At 68.1% G+C, this 17,624-nt stretch carries 15 protein-coding genes; 5 read left to right on the top strand and 10 right to left on the bottom strand.

All coding sequences use genetic code 11. From position 1 onward, the window contains the following. Positions 1–4 precede the first annotated feature (4 nt). Both purL and WD430_RS18770 read left to right on the top strand, forming a co-directional pair. Positions 5–2,206 carry a phosphoribosylformylglycinamidine synthase subunit PurL gene (purL, locus tag WD430_RS18765; protein WP_339103944.1) on the top strand — a complete coding sequence of 734 codons (2,202 nt, stop codon included), beginning with the start codon at positions 5–7 and terminating at the stop codon, positions 2,204–2,206. Positions 2,207–2,330: 124 nt separating this feature from the next. Further along, a complete protein-coding gene (locus tag WD430_RS18770; RefSeq protein ID WP_339103945.1) occupies positions 2,331–2,924 on the top strand; it encodes a HalX domain-containing protein in 594 nt (197 codons plus the stop codon). A gap of 19 nt (positions 2,925–2,943) precedes the next feature. Here the strand turns inward: WD430_RS18770 and WD430_RS18775 are convergent, their stop codons facing one another. The 6 genes from WD430_RS18775 to WD430_RS18800 form a co-directional block, all read right to left on the bottom strand. Next, on the bottom strand, positions 2,944–4,845 hold the full coding sequence (locus WD430_RS18775) for a PAS domain-containing protein (protein ID WP_339103946.1): 1,902 nt from the start codon (positions 4,843–4,845) through the stop codon (positions 2,944–2,946). A gap of 152 nt (positions 4,846–4,997) precedes the next feature. Further along, positions 4,998–5,999, bottom strand: coding sequence for an ornithine cyclodeaminase family protein (locus WD430_RS18780; RefSeq protein WP_339103947.1), 1,002 nt, complete (start codon positions 5,997–5,999; stop codon positions 4,998–5,000). Between the two features lie 90 nt (positions 6,000–6,089). Beyond that, positions 6,090–7,316 carry a GNAT family N-acetyltransferase gene (gene eis, locus WD430_RS18785; RefSeq protein WP_339103948.1) on the bottom strand — a complete coding sequence of 409 codons (1,227 nt, stop codon included), beginning with the start codon at positions 7,314–7,316 and terminating at the stop codon, positions 6,090–6,092. 299 nt (positions 7,317–7,615) lie between these two features. Then, the gene (locus WD430_RS18790; RefSeq protein WP_339103949.1) at positions 7,616–8,773 is read right to left on the bottom strand and encodes an aminotransferase class I/II-fold pyridoxal phosphate-dependent enzyme; all 1,158 of its coding nucleotides are present in this window, start codon (positions 8,771–8,773) and stop codon (positions 7,616–7,618) included. 2 nt (positions 8,774–8,775) lie between these two features. Further along, positions 8,776–9,261 (bottom strand): Lrp/AsnC family transcriptional regulator, encoded by a 486-nt coding sequence (locus WD430_RS18795; protein WP_339103950.1) that lies wholly within the window; start codon positions 9,259–9,261, stop codon positions 8,776–8,778. A 324-nt stretch (positions 9,262–9,585) separates the two neighbouring features. After that, a complete protein-coding gene (locus WD430_RS18800; RefSeq protein ID WP_339103951.1) occupies positions 9,586–10,299 on the bottom strand; it encodes a hypothetical protein in 714 nt (237 codons plus the stop codon). 231 nt (positions 10,300–10,530) lie between these two features. Between WD430_RS18800 and WD430_RS18805 the strand changes: the two genes are divergently transcribed. After that, positions 10,531–11,100 (top strand): thioredoxin family protein, encoded by a 570-nt coding sequence (locus tag WD430_RS18805; protein WP_339103952.1) that lies wholly within the window; start codon positions 10,531–10,533, stop codon positions 11,098–11,100. A 190-nt stretch (positions 11,101–11,290) separates the two neighbouring features. Beyond that, positions 11,291–12,454 carry a mechanosensitive ion channel family protein gene (locus tag WD430_RS18810; RefSeq protein ID WP_339103953.1) on the top strand — a complete coding sequence of 388 codons (1,164 nt, stop codon included), beginning with the start codon at positions 11,291–11,293 and terminating at the stop codon, positions 12,452–12,454. 110 nt (positions 12,455–12,564) lie between these two features. On the opposite strand, the gene WD430_RS18815 is transcribed toward WD430_RS18810, so the two are convergent. Further along, positions 12,565–13,023, bottom strand: coding sequence for a hypothetical protein (locus WD430_RS18815; protein WP_339103954.1), 459 nt, complete (start codon positions 13,021–13,023; stop codon positions 12,565–12,567). A gap of 158 nt (positions 13,024–13,181) precedes the next feature. Further along, complete coding sequence (locus WD430_RS18820) at positions 13,182–14,288, bottom strand: NADH:flavin oxidoreductase/NADH oxidase (RefSeq protein WP_339103955.1); 1,107 nt, start codon at positions 14,286–14,288, stop codon at positions 13,182–13,184. Positions 14,289–14,669: 381 nt separating this feature from the next. On the opposite strand from WD430_RS18820, the gene WD430_RS18825 reads away from it, so the two are divergent. Further along, entirely contained in the window at positions 14,670–15,500 is an 831-nt protein-coding gene (locus tag WD430_RS18825; RefSeq protein ID WP_339103956.1) for a BtpA/SgcQ family protein, read from the top strand. Here the strand turns inward: WD430_RS18825 and WD430_RS18830 are convergent. Then, complete coding sequence (locus tag WD430_RS18830; protein WP_339103957.1) at positions 15,497–16,744, bottom strand: tripartite tricarboxylate transporter permease; 1,248 nt, start codon at positions 16,742–16,744, stop codon at positions 15,497–15,499. The two genes, WD430_RS18825 and WD430_RS18830, sit on opposite strands and share 4 nt — an antisense overlap. A gap of 159 nt (positions 16,745–16,903) precedes the next feature. Then, positions 16,904–17,599 carry an HAD family hydrolase gene (locus tag WD430_RS18835; RefSeq protein WP_339103958.1) on the bottom strand — a complete coding sequence of 232 codons (696 nt, stop codon included), beginning with the start codon at positions 17,597–17,599 and terminating at the stop codon, positions 16,904–16,906. Positions 17,600–17,624: the final 25 nt, after the last annotated feature.

Genomic DNA, 17,624 nt, shown 5'->3' on the forward strand with positions numbered 1-17,624 from the left:
GTGAATGAGTCTTGCCGATTCGGACCGCGAACTCGTCGTCGAGGAACTGGACCGGGAGCCCACCCCGGCCGAGGCGGCGCTGTTCGAGAACCTCTGGAGCGAACACTGCGCGTACCGCTCCTCGCGACCCCTCCTCTCCGCGTTCGACAGCGAGGGCGAGCAGGTCGTCGTCGGGCCGGGCGACGACGCGGCGGTCGTCGCGCTGCCGTCGGCTGACGCCGACGACGATCGCGCCGGCGGGCGCGCAGACGATGAAACGTACATCACGCTGGGGATCGAGAGCCACAACCACCCCTCCTACGTCGACCCGTTCGACGGCGCCGCGACGGGCGTCGGCGGGATCGTCCGGGACACGCTCTCGATGGGCGCCTACCCGATCGCGCTGGCGGACTCGCTGTACTTCGGCGAGTTCGACGCCGATCACTCCCGGTACCTCCTCGAGGGCGTCGTGGAGGGGATCAGCCACTACGGGAACTGTATCGGCGTCCCCACGGTCGCGGGCAGCGTCGACTTCCACCCCGACTACGAGGGTAATCCGCTGGTCAACGTCGCCTGCGTCGGTCTCACGAACGAGGAGCGACTCGTCACCGCCGAAGCGCAGGAGCCGGGCAACAAACTCGTCCTCGTCGGGAACGGCACCGGTCGCGACGGCCTCGGCGGCGCCTCCTTCGCCAGCGAGGACCTCGCGGAGGACGCCGAGACCGAGGACCGGCCCGCCGTGCAGGTCGGCGACCCTTACACCGAGAAACTGCTCATCGAGGCCAACGAGCGACTCGTCGACGAGGGCCTGATCGAGTCGGCCCGCGACCTCGGCGCCGCCGGCCTCGGCGGCGCCTCGAGCGAACTGGTCGCCAAGGGCGGCCTCGGCGCCGACATCGAACTCGAGCGGGTCCACCAGCGCGAACCGAACATGAACGCGCTGGAGATCCTGCTCGCCGAGTCTCAGGAGCGGATGTGCTACGAGGTCGAGCCGGAGAACGTCGACCGCGTGCGCGAGATCGCCGAGCGGTTCGACCTCGGCTGTTCGGTCATCGGCGAGGTCACCGAGGACACCTACACCTGCACGTTCGAGGGCGAGACGGTCGTCGACGTCGACGCCTACTTCCTCGGCGAGGGCGCGCCGATGAACGACCTCCCGTCCGAGAAACCGGCACGGCCCGAAACGGACCTCCCCGAGGTCGACCTCGAGGACGCCTTCGACGCGGTCGTCTCGAGCCCGAACACCGCCTCGAAGCGGTGGGTCTACCGCCAGTACGACCACGAGGTCGGCGTCCGCACCAGCGTCGGGCCGGGCGACGACGCAGCGATCATCGCGGTCCGAGAAGCGGAGCAAGGGCTCGCCATCTCCTCCGGCGCGGCGCCGAACTGGACCGACGTCGCGCCCTACGAGGGCGCTCGCGCCGTCGCCCTCGAGAACGCGACGAACATCGCGGCCAAGGGCGCGACCCCGCTCGCCGCCGTCGACTGTCTGAACGGCGGCAACCCGGAGAAACCCGACGTCTACGGCGGCTTCGAGGGGATCGTCGACGGCCTCGCCGAGATGTGCGAGACGCTGTCGACGCCGGTCGTCGGCGGGAACGTCTCGCTCTATAACGACTCCGTGGCGGGGCCGATTCCGCCGACGCCGACGCTCGCGATGGTCGGGACGAAAGCGGGCTACGACGCGCCGCCGCTGTCGGTCACGGCCGACGCCGACGACAGCCGACTGCTGCTGGTCGGGGATCTCGGCCTCGAGGGCGACGCTCGACTGGGCGGCTCCGAGTACCTCGCCCGGTTCGACGGCAGCGACGCCTTCCCCGCGCTTCCGGACGATCCCGCCGCCGTCGTCGAGACCCTCGCCGCCGTCGCCGACGACGAGGACACCCTCGCGGTCCACGACGTCAGTCACGGCGGCCTCGCGGTCGCCCTCGCGGAGATGGTCAGCGACGACGCCGGCCTCGAGGTCTCGCTTCCCGTCTCCGAATCGCCCGACGACGCGACCGCCGCCGCCGCGGCGCTGTTCCACGAACAGCCCGGCCGCGCCCTGATCCAGACCGCATCGCCCGACGCGGTCCGCGAGGCGCTCGACGGCGTCGCACCCGTCGTCGAACTCGGGTCCGCGACCGACGACGGCCGACTCGAGCTGACGGTCGGCGATCGAACGATCGCGACCGACGCGGCCGCGATCCGCGAGCGACGCGAGACGATCGAGCGCGAACTCGAGTGAGCCGGCACGCGGTCGCGAGTCCGTCGCAGCCGTCGGCCGTCGCTTCTCCCCGCGGTCTGCCGATATCTTGATATACTCCCGGTACAATTGCTTCCACGAATCGATACACCGGAGGACACCGTCAATGGCCACTGATACCCCGTCCGTCCTGATCGTCGAAGACGAGCCCGATCTCGCGAACCTGTACGCCGCCTGGCTCGACGAGACCTGCGATCTCGAGACGGCCTACGACGGCGAGACCGCCCTCGACGCCATCGACGAGACGGTCGACATCGTCCTCCTCGATCGCCGAATGCCGGGGCTGTCCGGTGATACGATCCTCACGACGATCCGTGACCGTGGACTCGACTGCCGGGTCGCGATGGTCACGGCCGTGGAGCCGGACTTCGACATCATCGAGATGGGGTTCGACGATTACCTCGTCAAACCCGTCTCGAAGGAGGAACTGCGCCGGATCGTCGATCAGCTCGCCCTGCGCTCGAGCTACGACGAGCAGCTCCAGGAGTTCTTCGCGCTCGCCTCGAAGAAGGCGCTGCTGGACGCCCAGAAGACCGACGCCGAACTCAAATCCAGCCAGGAGTACGCCCGGCTGCGGGATCGGCTCGCGGTGCTTCGCGTCCAGGTCAACGACACGATGGAGGAACTGCTCGAGCAGGACGGGTATCGACAGCTCTGTCAGGATCTCACGCGCGATACGATCCTGCAGGAGTCGGACTAACCGCCGGGAGTCGGACTTCCTACGCCTCGCGCTCGAGCGTCGTTACGTCCCGGACCTCGAGTCGCGTCCCGCCGTTCTCGCCGTTGTCGATCGACAGCTCCCAGTCGTGGGCTTCGGCGATCGCCCTGACGAGGGCCAGTCCCAGTCCGTCGGTCGCGACCCCGTCCTCGGTCTCGGCGACGTCGGGATCGGTCGTCGGATCGAGGACCCGCTCGTGTGCGGCCGGCGGGATCTCGGCGGCGTCGTCCAGCAGGAAGAAGCCGCGCGACCGCTCGCCGTTCTCGAAGCCGACGAGCCCCACCTGGATCGTCACTTCGCTGTCGGCGCGGGCCGCGGCGTCGTTGAACGCCGTCTTGAGGAGGTGGACGAACCGATCGGTGTCGGCCCGCAGCGTCGCCGGCTCCTCGACGACGACCGAGTCGTAATCGAGCCGGGAGCGCTCCAGCGCCTCGTCGATCGCCGACTCGAGGCAAATCCGGCTGCGGGTGCCGACGGTCGAGGCGTTGCGGGCGAACTCGCGGACGTCGTCGACGAGCCCTTCGGCCCGATCGAGCGTCGCCTCGACGGAGTCCTCCGCGAGCGGGAACTCCCACTCCTCGTGCGTGCCGGCGTCGCCGCCCGGCTCGCTCTGGAGCGCGTCCGCGACGGTCGACAGCTGCCCTTTCAGGTCGCTCGAGAGGACGTTCGCGACCGACTCGAGGCGTTCGGTCTGGCGCTCGAGTTCGGCGGTCCGCTCCCGGAGGACCTGTTCCCGGTCGGCCCGGTCGAGGGCCGCTCGGGTGTTCTCGACGAGCGTCGAGATGAGGTCGACGTCGGTCTCGTCGAACTGGTGGGGCTCGAGCGATCCGGTCATGAGGACGCCGTGGGTGCCGATGGGCGCGATGATCTCCGACCGGATCGGCGTGTCCGGGTTGTAGATGTCCTCGACGGTCCGCAGGTCGTCGAACCGCTCGATCTCGCCGGACTCGAAGACGTCCCAGACGAGCCCCTCGCCCGGGTTGAAGCGGGGGAGGCCGCCGAACTCGTCGTGGGCGCCGGCGGTCCCGGCGACCGGATCGAGATAGCCCTGTTCCTCTTCCAGCAGCCAGACGCCGCTGATCGGGAGTTCGAGCAGGTCGCTCCCGGAGTGGACCGCGATCGCACAGATCTCCTCGGGGTCGTCGGACTCGAGCAGCCAGCGGGTCACCTCGTGGAGCGACGTGACGACGCGCTCGTACTCGTGGCGGTCGGTGACGTCGCGGATCACGGCGGCGACCGTCGCGACGTCGTCCTCGATCGGGACGAACCGGAACTCGCCGATCCGATCGGTGCCGTCGGCGTCGGTAAACGGCACCTCGAGCGTCCGTTCGACCGCGCTGCCGATGTCGATGTCGGTGATCGCGCGGCCGATCTCGACGGCGTCCTCGTCGGCGATTCCCGCGCGTTCGATGAGCCGTTCGACGTGTTCGCCGATCAGTTCCGTCCGGTCGATGCCGAGCGCCGTCTCGGTGGCGTCGTTGACGGTGACGATCTCCCGGGTCCGGTCGAGAGTGACGACGGCGTCGTTGACGGCCTCGACGACGGCGGCGTGCTGGGCCAGGGTCGTCTCCTGGACCTTCCGCTCGGTGACGTCGCGCATGTAGACCGAGAGGCCGCTCTCGGAGGGGTAGGCCCGCGCCTCGAACCAGGTCTCCAGTTGCGCGTGGTAAATTTCGAAGGAGACGGGGACCTGTTCGTCCATCGCCCGGTGGAAGCCGTCGGGGAACTGGGTCTCGACGGTCTGGGGGAACTCGTCCCACATGACCCGGCCGATCAGTTCCTCGCGGGAGCGCTTCAGCAGCGTCTCGGCGCGCTCGTTTACGTACGTGAAACGAAAGTCCGTATCGAGCGCGAAGAAGGCGTCGGTCACCCGGTCGACGATCGGCACGGATCGCAGCGTCACGGCTGCTCACCTCCGTTCCCGGTCGGAGACGGCGCGACGATACCCTCCTCTGCGAGCCGATCGGCTCGCACCCTCGTTACGATCATCGACAGCCAGTTGTGCTCTTGCTTCGGGGACCGCGTATTTCAGTGTCGTGGCCGAGCGGTACCACGTCACTCACCTGGCCGTAGCGGTACCGTCGTGCCGAGTCCCCGCTCGAGCGCTCGCTCGAAGACGAACTCGGCAGTGGCGGCGTCGAGAACCGCCGTCCCGACGCTCTCGAGGACGACGATTTCCGACGACGACTCGCGACCGTCGGTTCCGGTCAGGACGTCCCCGAACGGGCGGACCTCGAGTCCGGCGTGCTCGCGGAGATCCCCCGTCTCGCGTGCCTCGTCGGGGACGTCGGCGAAGACGCGAGCCGCGCGGGCGATCGTCTCGTCGTCGAGTTCGCGCATTTCGGGCGTGTACGCGCCCACGGCGATCACGAGCGCCCCGTCGGCGAGGGCGTCGCCCGGGAAGACCGGCTCGGTGCTCGTCGTCGCCGTGACGACGACGTCGGCGTCCGCCACCGCCGCCCGCGGACTCTCGACTGCCGTCGCCGAGACGCCCAGCTCCGACTCGAGGTCCCGAGCGCACTCGTGGCGGGAGTCGCTCGGCGAGGAGACGTGGATCGACTCGAGGCGGTCGGTACCGACCGCGGCGGCGATGGCCCGCGTCTGCCAGCGGGCCTGCGTGCCGGCGCCGACGACCGCCAGCGACAGGGGACCGTCCGCGGCGAGTTCTCGAGCGGCCAGCCCGCCGATACAGCCCGTCCGGGCGCTGGTGACCCGATTGCCGGCGAGGTAGCCGACCGACTGGCCGGTCTCGGCGTCGATCACCTCGAGCTGTGCGGTGACCGTCGGCAGCCCGCGCTCGGGGTTGTCCTCGACGACGGTCGCGAGCTTCGTCGCGGCGTAGTCGGCGCCGTGGACGTACGCCGGCATGCAGAGCCCGATTCCCGTCGGCTCGTCGGGAGCGTCCGGATCGAGCCCCGTCCCGATCGGGTAGTGCGGTCGCTCGGGGCGTTCGACCGCGCCTGCGCGTTGCTTCTCGAAGGCGTCGGCCACGACCGGGAGCAGTTCCTCGAGGTCGAGGACAGACGCGACGTCGTCGTCGGACAGCACGCGAACCATACCCGAGAATCGTCCTTCGAGCACTTGAGTGTGGACTCGATCGGATCGAACGGACGACGTCGGACCGTCGCCCGCTGTCGCGGTCCGAATTCAGAAGAACTCCCCGAGATAGACGTCGGTCTCGGGGAACAGCGCGGCGAGCGTCGGGACCGCGTCCGAGTCCCGCGCCTCGAGTCGGCCCGTTCGCTCGAGATCCCGTACCGACCGAGTGCCGACGACGAGTTGCGAGAGCGCGCCGATCTCGAGGCGGACGTCGGCGTCGGCCGAATCGGGAGCCGCTGCGGTCCGCTCGCAGGTGGCCGTTCCGTCCGCGACCTCGAGGGCGAACGTTCCGTCGTTCCAGTCGACCAGCGGGTCCTCGATGGCGATCGTCAGGGTAGCCTCGCGGCCGGGATAGGACAGCGCGGACAGCGTCTCCGCGACGTCGACGATGCGGACCATCGGGCCGTCCGAGACCGTCGTCTCGACCTCGTCGGGATCGCGGACGAGGTCGCGAATCGGGACGTCCGCGGGGAGTTCGAAGCGGACGCGCTGGACCTGCGACTCGTGTCTGTAGCAAAACGCCAGCAGCGACAGCAGGGCCTCGCGGTCGGTGAAGACGAGTTCGGAGACGTCCATCCGCCGGTCGCCCTGCCCGCCCTCCATCGTGTAGACGAGATACCCCGCGATATCGCCGTCGCGCTCGTACGCGTAGACGAACGGATCGCGGTCGCTGCCGCCGAAGATGCGAGCGCGCCACCAGTCCGCGTCGCGCTCGAGCGCCAGCCCGTAGCGCTCGGCGCGGGTCGCGTAGGCCGACTCGAGGCGGTCGTACTCGTCGGCCTCGAGACGACGGTACCGTCCGCCATCGGCCGTCTCTCCGGTCGCGACCGACAGCAGCGACGGCTCGAACTCGTGGGTGTGGACCCGGTTGGCGGTGTCCCAGCCGTACTGCCGGTAGAACCGGTAGCGGAACGGCCACAGCACCGAGAAGCGGACGTCGCGGTCGCGGTACTCCGCCAGCGAGCGGGCGAGCAACTGCCGGACGTGGCCTCGTCGACGGTACTCGGGCGGCGTCGCGACCGACGCCAGCCCGGCGGTCCGATGGAGGTCGCCGCGGACGTGCGACTCGAGCCAGTAGTGCCGACAGACGCAGCGGGGGTCCGCGTCGTCGGCCGCCTCGCTCGCGTAGAGGCCGCGCCGGGAGCCCAGCGTGTCCCGCAGCGTCTCGTGTTCGTCGGAATCGTACGCCGGAACGCCCTCCTCCGGACTGAACGCGTAGCTGCGGTACTCGTGGAAGACGTCCCGTTCGTCGGTGAGAGAACGATAGTCGACCATGCTATCGTGAGTGGAGAGGATCGGGAAAACTGTTCGTGATCTCACCCGATAGTGATTTGCACTCAGAGTGATCGGGTCGCTGTCCGTGAGCAAATCTGCTGACTGCGAGCGAACGCAGTGAGCGAGCAGGCCGACGACCGATGTGGAGTGACGCGAAGCGTCACGGAACGGAGGGAGGAGTGCTTTTCATCAACGCTAAGCGGGATCGAAGATCCCGCGAGGTCCAAAAGAGCGCTACGCGCTCTTTTGAAGATTTTGCCGAGGATGCGCCTTCGGCGCACCCGCAGAGCAAAAGGTTGTTAGGCGCGCTCGTCGACGAACGCCTCGATGCGGGCCAGCGCCTCGCGCAGGTCCTCGAGACCGGTCGCATAGGAGATCCGGAGGTGGCCGTCGCCGCCGGCGCCGAAGACGTCGCCCGGAACGACCGCGACGCCCTGTTCGCGGAGGACCTCCTCGGCGAACTCTTCGGCGGTGAAGCCCTCGGGGACTTCGGGGAAACAGTAGAAGGCGCCCTTGGCCTCGAAGACGTCCATCCCGATCTCGCGGAATCGAGAGAGGACGAACTGGCGGCGCCGATCGTACTGGTCGACCATCTCCCGGACGTCGTTCTCACACGAGTCCAGGGCCTCGAGCGCGGCGTACTGGGCCGTCGTCGGCGCCGAGAGCATCGTGTACTGGTGGATCTTGTTCATCGCGCCGATGGCCTCGGCCGGCCCGAGCGCGTAGCCGAGTCGGAGCCCGGTCATCGCGTGGGCCTTCGAGAAGCCGTTGAAGACGATGGTGCGCTCGCGCATTCCCTCGAAGGTCGCGATCGAGGTGTGTTCGCCGTCGTAGGTGAGTTCGGCGTAGATCTCGTCCGAGAGGACCATCAGATCGTGTTCGCGGGCGAACTCGGCGATCGGCTCGAGGTCTTCGGCGGGCATGATCGCCCCCGTCGGGTTGTTCGGGTAACAGAGGACGAGCATGTCCGCTTCGTCGGCGCCCGCTTCCTCGAGACCCTCGACGGTGAGCCGGAAGTCGTCCTCCTCGTAGGTCGGCACGGGAAGCACCTCGCCGCCGGCGAAGATCACGCCGGGTTCGTAGGAGATGTACGACGGCTGGGCGATGGCGACCGTGTCGCCGGGGTCGACGAACGCCCGGAAGGCCAGATCGACGGCCTCGCTGGCCCCGGCGGTGACGATGATCTCCTCGTCGGGATCGTAGCCCAGGTCGAACCGGTCGGCGACGTAGTCGGCGATCGCCTCGCGGAGGTCGCGCTTGCCGCGGTTGGCCGTGTACGACGTCTTTCCCTGCTCTAGGGACGTGATCGCGGCGTCGCGGGCCGCCCACGGCGTCGCGAAGTCCGGCTCTCCCACACCGAGGGAGATGACGTCGTCGCGTTCCTCGGCGATCTCGAAGAACCGCCGGATCCCCGAGGGCGGCACCGTCTGGACGCGGTCGGACAGTTCGAACGTCATGGTCAGGGGGAGAACGAGAGTCGCTCGTCGTCTTCGCCGTCACCGAGTTCGATCCCGTTCTCCTTGTAGGAGGTCATCACGTAGTGGGTGACCGTCTGGGTGATCTCGGGGACGGGCGCGACCTTCTCGCTGATGAACTGCGAGACCTCGCGGATGGAGTCGCCCTCGACCTCCATGTCGAAGTCGTAGTCGCCGCTCACGAGGCGCAGCGCCTTGACCTGCGGGAACCGTGCGAGGCGCTCGGCGATGTCGTCGTAGCCCGTCTCGCGGTCGAGGCGGACGTTCAACTCGACCTCGGCGCGGACGCGCTCGTCCTCGAGCTTGTCCCAGTCGACGACCGCCTGATAGCCGCGGACGACGCCTGCCGCCTCGAGTTCCTCGATGGCTGCCTCGACCTCGCTCTCCTCGAGGTCGGTCATTCGCGCGATGTCCGCCGTGGAGTACCGCGCGTTCTCACGAAGCAACTCGAGCACCTCGCGTTCGCTCATACCAACGCGAAGCGCGAGCGCGAGTAAAGGTCTAACGTTGTTCGTTCGTCGGATCGACGGCTCGACCGGCGACCTAGTGGAGCGAGCTTTCGCATTCGGGACAGATCCGCGAGTGCATCGGAACGCGCCGGTTGCAATTGGGACAGGTGATATCCTCCTCCAGCTGGAAACGGTATGCTCGGTCCATAGAGATCCATTCGAAGGAACACCGACTACTACCATAAGCTACATCGTAAGAAGTGGCGACTCTCAGCCCGATCGTTCAGTCACGACGGTTGACTCACCGGTGTTCGCGGTCAGCGACGGAGTCCCGTCGCTACCGGCCTACCGATAGTTCTTGAACAGGAGCGCCCGAACGTCGTCTTTCGTCTGCACCTGCTCCGTCGTGCCGTCCGGCAGTTCGACCTCGTAGCGGTAGTCCGCGGAGTTCGATTCCGACCACTTGTCGTCGTGGGTCTCGAGCAGGCTCATCATCTCGTCTAACATATCGTCGTCGTCGGCCGAGCCGTCGCTGTCGCTCGAGTCGTCCGCTGCGTCCTCATCGTCGCCCGACTCCTCGGAATCGTCGTCCGTCGATCCCGCGTCGGTAACCGATTCGTCGTCCTCGCTCGAGGCGTTCCCGTCGCTACTCGCGTCCGTCGGCTCGTTCTCATCCTCGGATTCGCTCTCGTCGCCGACGTCGGGCTCGAGGTCGGAGTCGGGATCGACGACGTCCGCGTCCGCCGCGGCGTCGGACGCCGGCCCGTCGCCGTCGACGGAGTCGTCTTCGATGTAGGAGACCTCCTCGAGGTCGTCCGGGGCCGGTTCGCCGTCGATGGCGGCTCCGACCGAGGCGGCGACGTCGTCGGTCGCCGAGGAGTCCAGGTCCGTGTCGATCTCGACGTCGATGTCGGGGTTGCCGTCGAGATTGTCGATCAGAAACTGGACGGCGTCCCGTTCGCGGACGAAGCCGTACTTGCCGACGACCTGTTCGGAAATCTCCTCGCGAAGCTGCTGGATGACCGCGTACTGTTCGTCGGTGACCTCGAGCGTCTGCATACTCAGTCGATGCGGCCGGGGGTACTAATAGGTAAGTCGTCACGTCGAGGGCGCGCCGCGGACCGTCACCGGCCGCCGTCGACCGTGGAGGTGACTCTCGAGTCCGTCACGAGGCGGGCTCGGACTCCGACCGTCTCGAATAGCTCGGGACCGACCCCGCTTTTCGGGCCGCTCGGGGATCGAGATTGCGACAAGCGGGACCGTTAAGAACACCCAGACGGAGTACCAGATATGGTACTCAAGGAATCCGACTCCGAACTCGAGGCCGGCGATCCGGCCCCGGAGTTCGAACTCGAGGGCGCCGACGGCGAGACGTACACGCTCGACTCCTTCGCCGACAACGAGGCGCTGCTGGTCGTCTTCACCTGCAACCACTGTCCCTACGCGAAGGCGAAGTTCGACCTGCTGAACGAGTTGGCCGACGAGTACGACGACGTCGCCGTCGTCGGGATCAACCCCAACGACGCCGAGGAGTACCCCGATGACTCCATAGAGAAGATGCGCGAGTACGTCGCGGACGGGACGATCGACTACGACGCGTACCTCCGCGACGAGAGCCAGGACGTCGCCGCGGCGTACGGAGCGATCTGTACGCCCGATCCGTTCCTCTTCGCGTGGTCCGACAGCGACGAGGAGTTCCGACTGGTCTATCAGGGCCGTCTCGACGACGCGCTGAACCCCGAGGACGAACCGACTCGGTTCCACGTCCGGGAAGCCATCGACGCGGTGCTGGCCGGCGAGTCGGTCGACCTCGAGTGGCAGCCGTCGCAGGGCTGTTCGATCAAGTGGACTGACGACTGACCGCTCGGGCGGAACGACTGACGACTGACCGCTCGGGCGAAACGACTGACGACTGATCGTTCCTGCCGGCCTATTTACCGTCGGTCGTATCGGTCGGACTCGTCTCGACAGTCGGTACCGCAATCACGGCGGCGGGTTGCACCTGCCGGGCGGTCGTTAAGGGCGCTCGCATTCCTATCACCGACGACGAATGGACTGGTTCGCTTCGATCCTTCTCAGTGTCGGGTTTACCCTTCGACCGGCGCCGATTCCGGAACTCCAGCGAACGTACCTCGACTCGGTGGAGATCCAACTCCTCGCGACCCTGCTCCTCGCCGTCGTCCTCGTCGCCGGTATCGGCGTCGCCTCCCGAGTGCGGGATATCGCCCGCCGACGGCACGGCCGCCAGATCGCCGAGGCGAGTTACGTGTTCGTCCTCGGCGGCCTCGTCACCGGCGGCGTCTACGGCTTCAGCGTCTTCTGGCGGGTCACGTACGTCCTCGAGTACACGCTCTCGGCGATGATGATCGACCGGTGGCTGGCCGCCCAGCAACTGGTCACGCTGGCGATCGCACTGAGCGCCTACCTCGCGATGCGGTTCGTCAACCGATCGATCGATAAACTCGCACAGACGAGAGCGCTCACGAAACACCAGAGCGAGGTGGCCTACCACGTCTCGGACGTCGCGATCGTCGCCTTCGCCGCCACGATGATCCTGACGCTGTGGGGGATCGATCTGACGAACATCTTCATCGGCGCGGGGGCGATCACGGCGGTCGTCGCGCTGACGGCTCGCGAGACGCTGACGGCGATGCTCGCCGGCTTCATCCTGCTGTTCTCGCGGCCGTTCTACGTCGGCGACTGGATCGAGGTCAACGAGACCACGGGGATCGTCACCGACGTCACCATCTTCACCACCAAGATCCAGACGTTCGACGACAAACACGTCCTCGTTCCCAACGACGAGGTGACCGACAGCCAGCTGATCAACTACTCGCAGAACGACCAGCTCCGCGTCGACGTCGAGGTCGGCATCGACTACGACACCGATATCGACCACGCTCGCTCGGTCGTCGTCGACGCGACCGAGGACCTCGAGTCGATCAAGAACGCCCCGAACCCGCAGGTGATCGCGACGGAGTTCGGCGAGTCGGCGATCCTGCTCGAGTGTCGGGTCTGGATCGCCGATCCGACGATGCGGCGCATGCTGCAGGCCCAGACGAACGTCATCGAGGCGATAACGACGGCGTTCGAGCGCGAGGGGATCACCATTCCCTATCCGCACCGCGTCCACGCGGCCCGCGAGGAGGGCTTCTCGGTCGATAGCCGTATCGAGCGGGGACAGGGGAGTACTGTCTCGGCGTTCGAAGACTGAACGAAAACGAGCGGACGGATCGTCGACCCTATCGAACGGACCCCGACTATTGGTTCGTCACGTCGAATACCGGTGGGTGACTGGCGGAGCCGGCTCGAGTGAGCGACGCCCTACTCGACCCGAATCTCCCCCTGCATGTTGCTGTGAGGATTACAGCGATAGTACGCGATCTCCGAACTGGCGGTGAACGAGAGGGGATCGCCCGGATCGTTGGTCAGTTCGAGTTTGTACTCTTCGTCGACGAGTTCCTCGTTTTCGTCCCAGAGTTCGATGTTGTGGTCCGAGCCGTCGCCCGGTTCCCAGCCGATCTCGTACTCGGCGCCGTCCTCGAGGACGAGCGTCGGGTTCTCGACGCCGTCGATCGCCTCGGGCTGGAGCCCGGTCCAGCCGCTGATCTGGCCCTCGAGCATGATCGTCTCGCCGGCGTCGATCTCGTACGTGCCGTCGTCGCTTTCGTCGCCGTTCTCGCTGTCACCGTCGTCGTCACTGCCCGTGCAGCCGGCAACGGCGACGGCGAGCGTCGATGCGCCGGCGGCCTTCAACACGGTCCGTCGAGTGTGTTCGGTCATGATGTCTTCACCGCACAGTACGGATCGAGAGATAGTGAAGAGAGGCGTATATTCCCGCAGGGTGGGAGTACGTGCGACTCTGTTCGTCCCCCCGTCTACGTTCGGTCGCGTCAGAGACCGGGATTCGAACGCGGTCCGATACCGGGCTCTCGGACGAGCTACCGGACGGCGCGCCGGTACTGAACCGGCCAGTGCGGGGCGGCGTCGTCCTCGAGTTCGCCGGCCGCTCGCAGCCCGAAGTACGGGTCACGGAGGAACTGCCGGCCGACGAGGACGAGGTCCGCTCGTCCGTTCCGGACCAGCGCGTCGGCCTGTGTGGGTTCGGTCACGCCGCCGACCGCGCCGACGGCGACGTCGCTCCCCTCGCGGACCGCCTCCGCCAGCGGGACCTGGAAGTTGGGGCCGCCGGCCACCTGCTGGTCGGGGTGGAGCCCGCCGGAACTGACGTCGACCAGATCGACGCCCAGCTCGGAAAGGTCGCGAGCCAGCCGGACCGACTGGTCGATATCCCACGACTCGCGGTCCTCGAGCCAGTCCGTTCCGGAGATCCGCACGAAGACGGGCTTGTCGTCCGGCCAGACCTCGCGGACCGCCTCGACGACCTCGCGGACGAGTCGGGTTCGATTTTCGAAACTCCCACCGTACTCGTCCTCGCGGCGGTTCGTCGCCGGCGAGAGGAATTCGTGGAGCAGGTAGCCGTGAGCCGCGTGGACCTCGGCGATCTCGAAGCCGGCCGCGAGCGAGCGCTCGGCCGCCTCGCGGTAGGCGTCGATCACGGTCTGGATGTCGTCGTAATCGGCCTTCCGCATCGCCGGCCGATCCCCGTCGAACGGCGGGTAGGCGTCGGGCGACGGCGAGAGCACCTCCCAGCCTTCCGCACCGTCGGGGTCAGTTTCGTCCGGTTGGATCGGGACGTTGCCGTCCCACGGCCGCGTCTTGCTGGCCTTGTGGCCCGCGTGGGCGAGCTGAATCCCGGGTACCCCACCCTGCTCGCGGACGAACCGGGTGATCGGCTCGAGCGCCTCGGCGTGGTCGTCGCTCCAGATGCCCAAGTCGTGGGGCGTGATTCGACCGCGAGGCTCGACGGCGGTCGCTTCGGTCATGACGATCCCGGCCCCGCCGACGGCGCGACTCCCGAGGTGGACGCGGTGCCACTCGGTCGGGAGCCCGTCGTCGCCACAGGAGTACTGGCACATCGGCGAGACGGCGAGTCGATTCGGAACCTCGAGGTCGCGCAGCGAGAGCGAGGAGAATAACTCTGGCATCGCTCGAGGCTTACGACGGGCTCGAGAAAAGGGCCGTGAACGGGGGCGGTGTTGCCGGCTTGCGGTTCGGTACTCCGACACGGGTTCTCGAGACACGTTGATGGCCGGTCCCACGCGGTGGCGCGCGCTGGGACGCGGTGAGTCACCGACGAACCGCGTCCCGAAAACGTGCGAGGGACGAGTGAACGAAGTGAGCGAATCGGTTGGGGAGGGTGTGGCGTTCCCCGTTGCCACGGGAGCAGCAAACTCGAGTGCAAATCGGTGCGAGCACCGATTGCCGACATAACATCGGCATCGAACCGCAGATCTCGAGTTCGAATTCGCCGTCGTTCGAACCCACACCGACTTATCCCGCTCGAGGGCTCAGCATCACCCGTTCCGATGCCTCCACAGACCTCACCGTTGGACCGCTTCGACGCCGACCGACCGCTCGTCGGAATGGTCCACCTCCCGCCCCTGCCCGGCGCACCGGCGTTCGACGGCGACCGCGACGCCGTCCGCGACCGCGCCCTCGAGGACGCCCGCCGCCTCGAGGCCGGCGGCGTCGACGGCATCATTCTCGAGAACTTCGGTGACGCGCCGTTCTACCCCGACGACGTCCCCGCCCACGTCGTCGCGGAGATGACCGCCGTCGCGACGGCAGTGACCGACGCCGTCGACGTGCCCGTCGGGATCAACGTGCTCCGAAACGACGCCGAGGCGGCGCTGTCGATCGCCGCGGCCGTCGACGCCGAATTCGTCCGCGTGAACGTGCACGTCGGCACCGCGGCGACCGATCAGGGCGTCCTCGAGGGGCGGGCCCACGAAACGCTCCGGCTTCGTGACCGGATCGACGCCGACGTCGCGATTCTGGCGGACGTCCACGTTAAGCACGCGACGCCGGTCGGCGAGGATTCGATCGAGCGTGCGGCCCTCGAGGCGGTCGAGCGCGGCCGCGCGGACGGCGTCATCGTCTCGGGACCGGGGACCGGCGTCGAGACCGCGCTCGAGGACGTCGAGCGGGTCGCGGCGACGCTGGACGGAGCCGCTACCGCCGAGCGAACGCCCGTGTTCGTCGGCAGCGGCGTCACGAGCGAGACGATCGGTGATTGTCTCGCGGCCGGCGCCGACGGCGTCATCGTCGGTACGGCGCTCAAGGAGGGGCGCGAGACGACGAACCCCGTCTCGCGCGAGCGCGTCGAGGCGCTGGTTGCGAGTCGGGACTCGCGTTAGCTCCCGACCAGCAGGGGGCCGATCAGCACCCCCATCAGGTGGACGCGTCGGGCGCGGAAGCGAATCGGGACCATGCCGATCCCGGTCGCGACGGCGAAGACGCCGATACCGATGAGTCCCGTGAAGAGATACGAGAGACAGCACAGGAGCGCGAGGACGGCGATCGAGATCTTCCAGTAGGCCGTCCGCCCGACGAGGTCGAGATAGGCGTCCCCGACGGCGATCACGAGGACGAAGCCGACACAGCCGGCCAGGACGATCCCCGCGACCAGCACCGGCAACTCGAGGGGCGCGTTCGCAGTGTCGAAGGCGACCATCACGCCGGTCCGGGGCTGGCCGATGGCGGCCAGCGCGAACAGCGCGAAGATGGTGTTCGCCGTGTCGACGCCGCTCGTCGCGACGATATACCCGCGGTCGCCGGATCGGCCCGGGACGACCACCAGCACCGCGACGGCGGCGATCGCCGCCGAGATGCCCGGAACGTAGCCGACCACCCCACCCGCCAGCGCCCCGGTGATCGCCGTCGCGCCGACGAGCGGACGGGACATCGCGATCGACTCGTCGCGCTGCGGCGGAACGCCGCCCCCGCGAACCGCGTCGATCAACACCGGTGCGCCGAACAGACCCGCGAACAGCGGCGCGAGCATCCCGCCGGCCTCGAGGGGCGCGTCCGTCGCGAGATCGAGCGTCCCGAGCCCCAGTCCGGCCGCGAGCGCGAACGAAACGAGGCCGCCGAGGCGGGTCCACCACGTCCGTTCCGAGGCGATCAGCGCGACGACGACCATCGCCAGCACGAGCGAGAGGTGGGCCCGAATCGTCGGATACGCGGCCGTCACGCCCCACGTGACCGGGACGGCCAGCGGGACCGCAGCGAGGACCGCGAGCAGACTGCCCAGCGCCGAGAGCCGGATCGCCTCGTAGCCCCGACCCTCGAGGACCAGCCGGTGGCCCGGCAGCGCGGTGACGGCCATCTCGGCGTCGGGAACCCCGAGCGCCATCGCGGGAACGGCGTTGACGAAGGTGTGGACGACGCCCGCCGAGAGCATCGCACAGCCGACGAACAGCGGCCGGCCGGGGATCGACGGCGCGAACCCGGCGAGCAGGAGGGCGAAGTTGTTCGCGTGGAGCCCCGGGACGAGCCCGCTACAGCAGCCCAGCGCCGCGCCGGCGAGGATCCACGCGACCAGCCCCGCGGTCAGCGACGGCTCGGCGAGGAGTTCGACCGACGCGGGGACAGCGGCCATCGCTCCCTCTGGGCGCGTCCCGTCGGATAAACTCGAGGATCGATCGACCGGCGGTGCGAGGAACCGATCGCTACGTTGCCGGCCGGGTATCGGCGCCGTCTCCGGCCGCGGTCACTGCGATCCATCCGTTCCCAGCCCAGTCGAGTCCGACGTAGCTGCTCATGTCGGATCTTCGAACGGTGGCCGAACGGGTGTCGGAAGGGATTCGGGTTCGAGCAACTCCTCGACGCTCGAGACGACGGCGTCGGCGGCCGCTGCGGACCCGTCGCTCGCGAGATCGTCGTCTCCCGTCACGTACACCGTCCGGAATCCGGCGTCCCGTGCGCCGACGATATCCGCCTCGTAGTCGTCGCCGACGAACGCGTAGTCGTCGGCCGGTAGCCGGTCCCGCGCGGCGTCGAAGATCCGTCGGTCGGGTTTCCCCGCGCCGACGTCGCCCGAGACGACGATCTCGTCGACCGATTCGTCGAAGCCGTGGCGCTCGACTTTCGCCCGTTGATGTCGCCCGTCGCCGTTCGTCAGAATTCCGGTCGGACAGGTCTCCGCGACCCGCTCGATGGTTCGGGTCGCTGCCGGCGACGCGCTTGACGCCTCGAGTTCCCGCTTCCGGTACGCCCGGGCGAGCGTCTCCGGCGCCGCATCGAGTTCCGTCGCGGTCGCAGCCGCCTCGAACGCCTCGCGGTAGGGATCGGCCTCACAGCGCTCGAGGGCCGCGAGCAGACGGTCGACGTACGTCCCGTAGGCGGCGTCGGTCGGCTCGCCGTACGGGGAAACGGTCGCCTCGAACAGGGCCTCGAACGGGACCGTATAGGTACACAGCGTTCCGTCGAGGTCGAAGTAGACGGCGGTCGTCACACGCCTTTCGTCTCGCGGCGCGGAG

Source organism: Haloterrigena sp. KLK7 (assembly GCF_037914945.1).
Lineage (GTDB): Archaea > Halobacteriota > Halobacteria > Halobacteriales > Natrialbaceae > Haloterrigena > Haloterrigena salinisoli.

Bases quoted from the DNA above. Each gene is read 5' to 3' on its own strand.
- purL (WP_339103944.1), top strand. From the start codon at position 5: ATGAGTCTTGCCGATTCGGACCGCGAACTCGTCGTCGAGGAACTGGAC.
- WD430_RS18770 (WP_339103945.1), top strand. From the start codon at position 2,331: ATGGCCACTGATACCCCGTCCGTCCTGATCGTCGAAGACGAGCCCGAT.
- WD430_RS18780 (WP_339103947.1), bottom strand. From the start codon at position 5,999: ATGGTTCGCGTGCTGTCCGACGACGACGTCGCGTCTGTCCTCGACCTC.
- eis (WP_339103948.1), bottom strand. From the start codon at position 7,316: ATGGTCGACTATCGTTCTCTCACCGACGAACGGGACGTCTTCCACGAG.
- WD430_RS18790 (WP_339103949.1), bottom strand. From the start codon at position 8,773: ATGACGTTCGAACTGTCCGACCGCGTCCAGACGGTGCCGCCCTCGGGG.
- WD430_RS18795 (WP_339103950.1), bottom strand. From the start codon at position 9,261: ATGAGCGAACGCGAGGTGCTCGAGTTGCTTCGTGAGAACGCGCGGTAC.
- WD430_RS18800 (WP_339103951.1), bottom strand. From the start codon at position 10,299: ATGCAGACGCTCGAGGTCACCGACGAACAGTACGCGGTCATCCAGCAG.
- WD430_RS18805 (WP_339103952.1), top strand. From the start codon at position 10,531: ATGGTACTCAAGGAATCCGACTCCGAACTCGAGGCCGGCGATCCGGCC.
- WD430_RS18810 (WP_339103953.1), top strand. From the start codon at position 11,291: ATGGACTGGTTCGCTTCGATCCTTCTCAGTGTCGGGTTTACCCTTCGA.
- WD430_RS18815 (WP_339103954.1), bottom strand. From the start codon at position 13,023: ATGACCGAACACACTCGACGGACCGTGTTGAAGGCCGCCGGCGCATCG.
- WD430_RS18820 (WP_339103955.1), bottom strand. From the start codon at position 14,288: ATGCCAGAGTTATTCTCCTCGCTCTCGCTGCGCGACCTCGAGGTTCCG.
- WD430_RS18825 (WP_339103956.1), top strand. From the start codon at position 14,670: ATGCCTCCACAGACCTCACCGTTGGACCGCTTCGACGCCGACCGACCG.
- WD430_RS18830 (WP_339103957.1), bottom strand. From the start codon at position 16,744: ATGGCCGCTGTCCCCGCGTCGGTCGAACTCCTCGCCGAGCCGTCGCTG.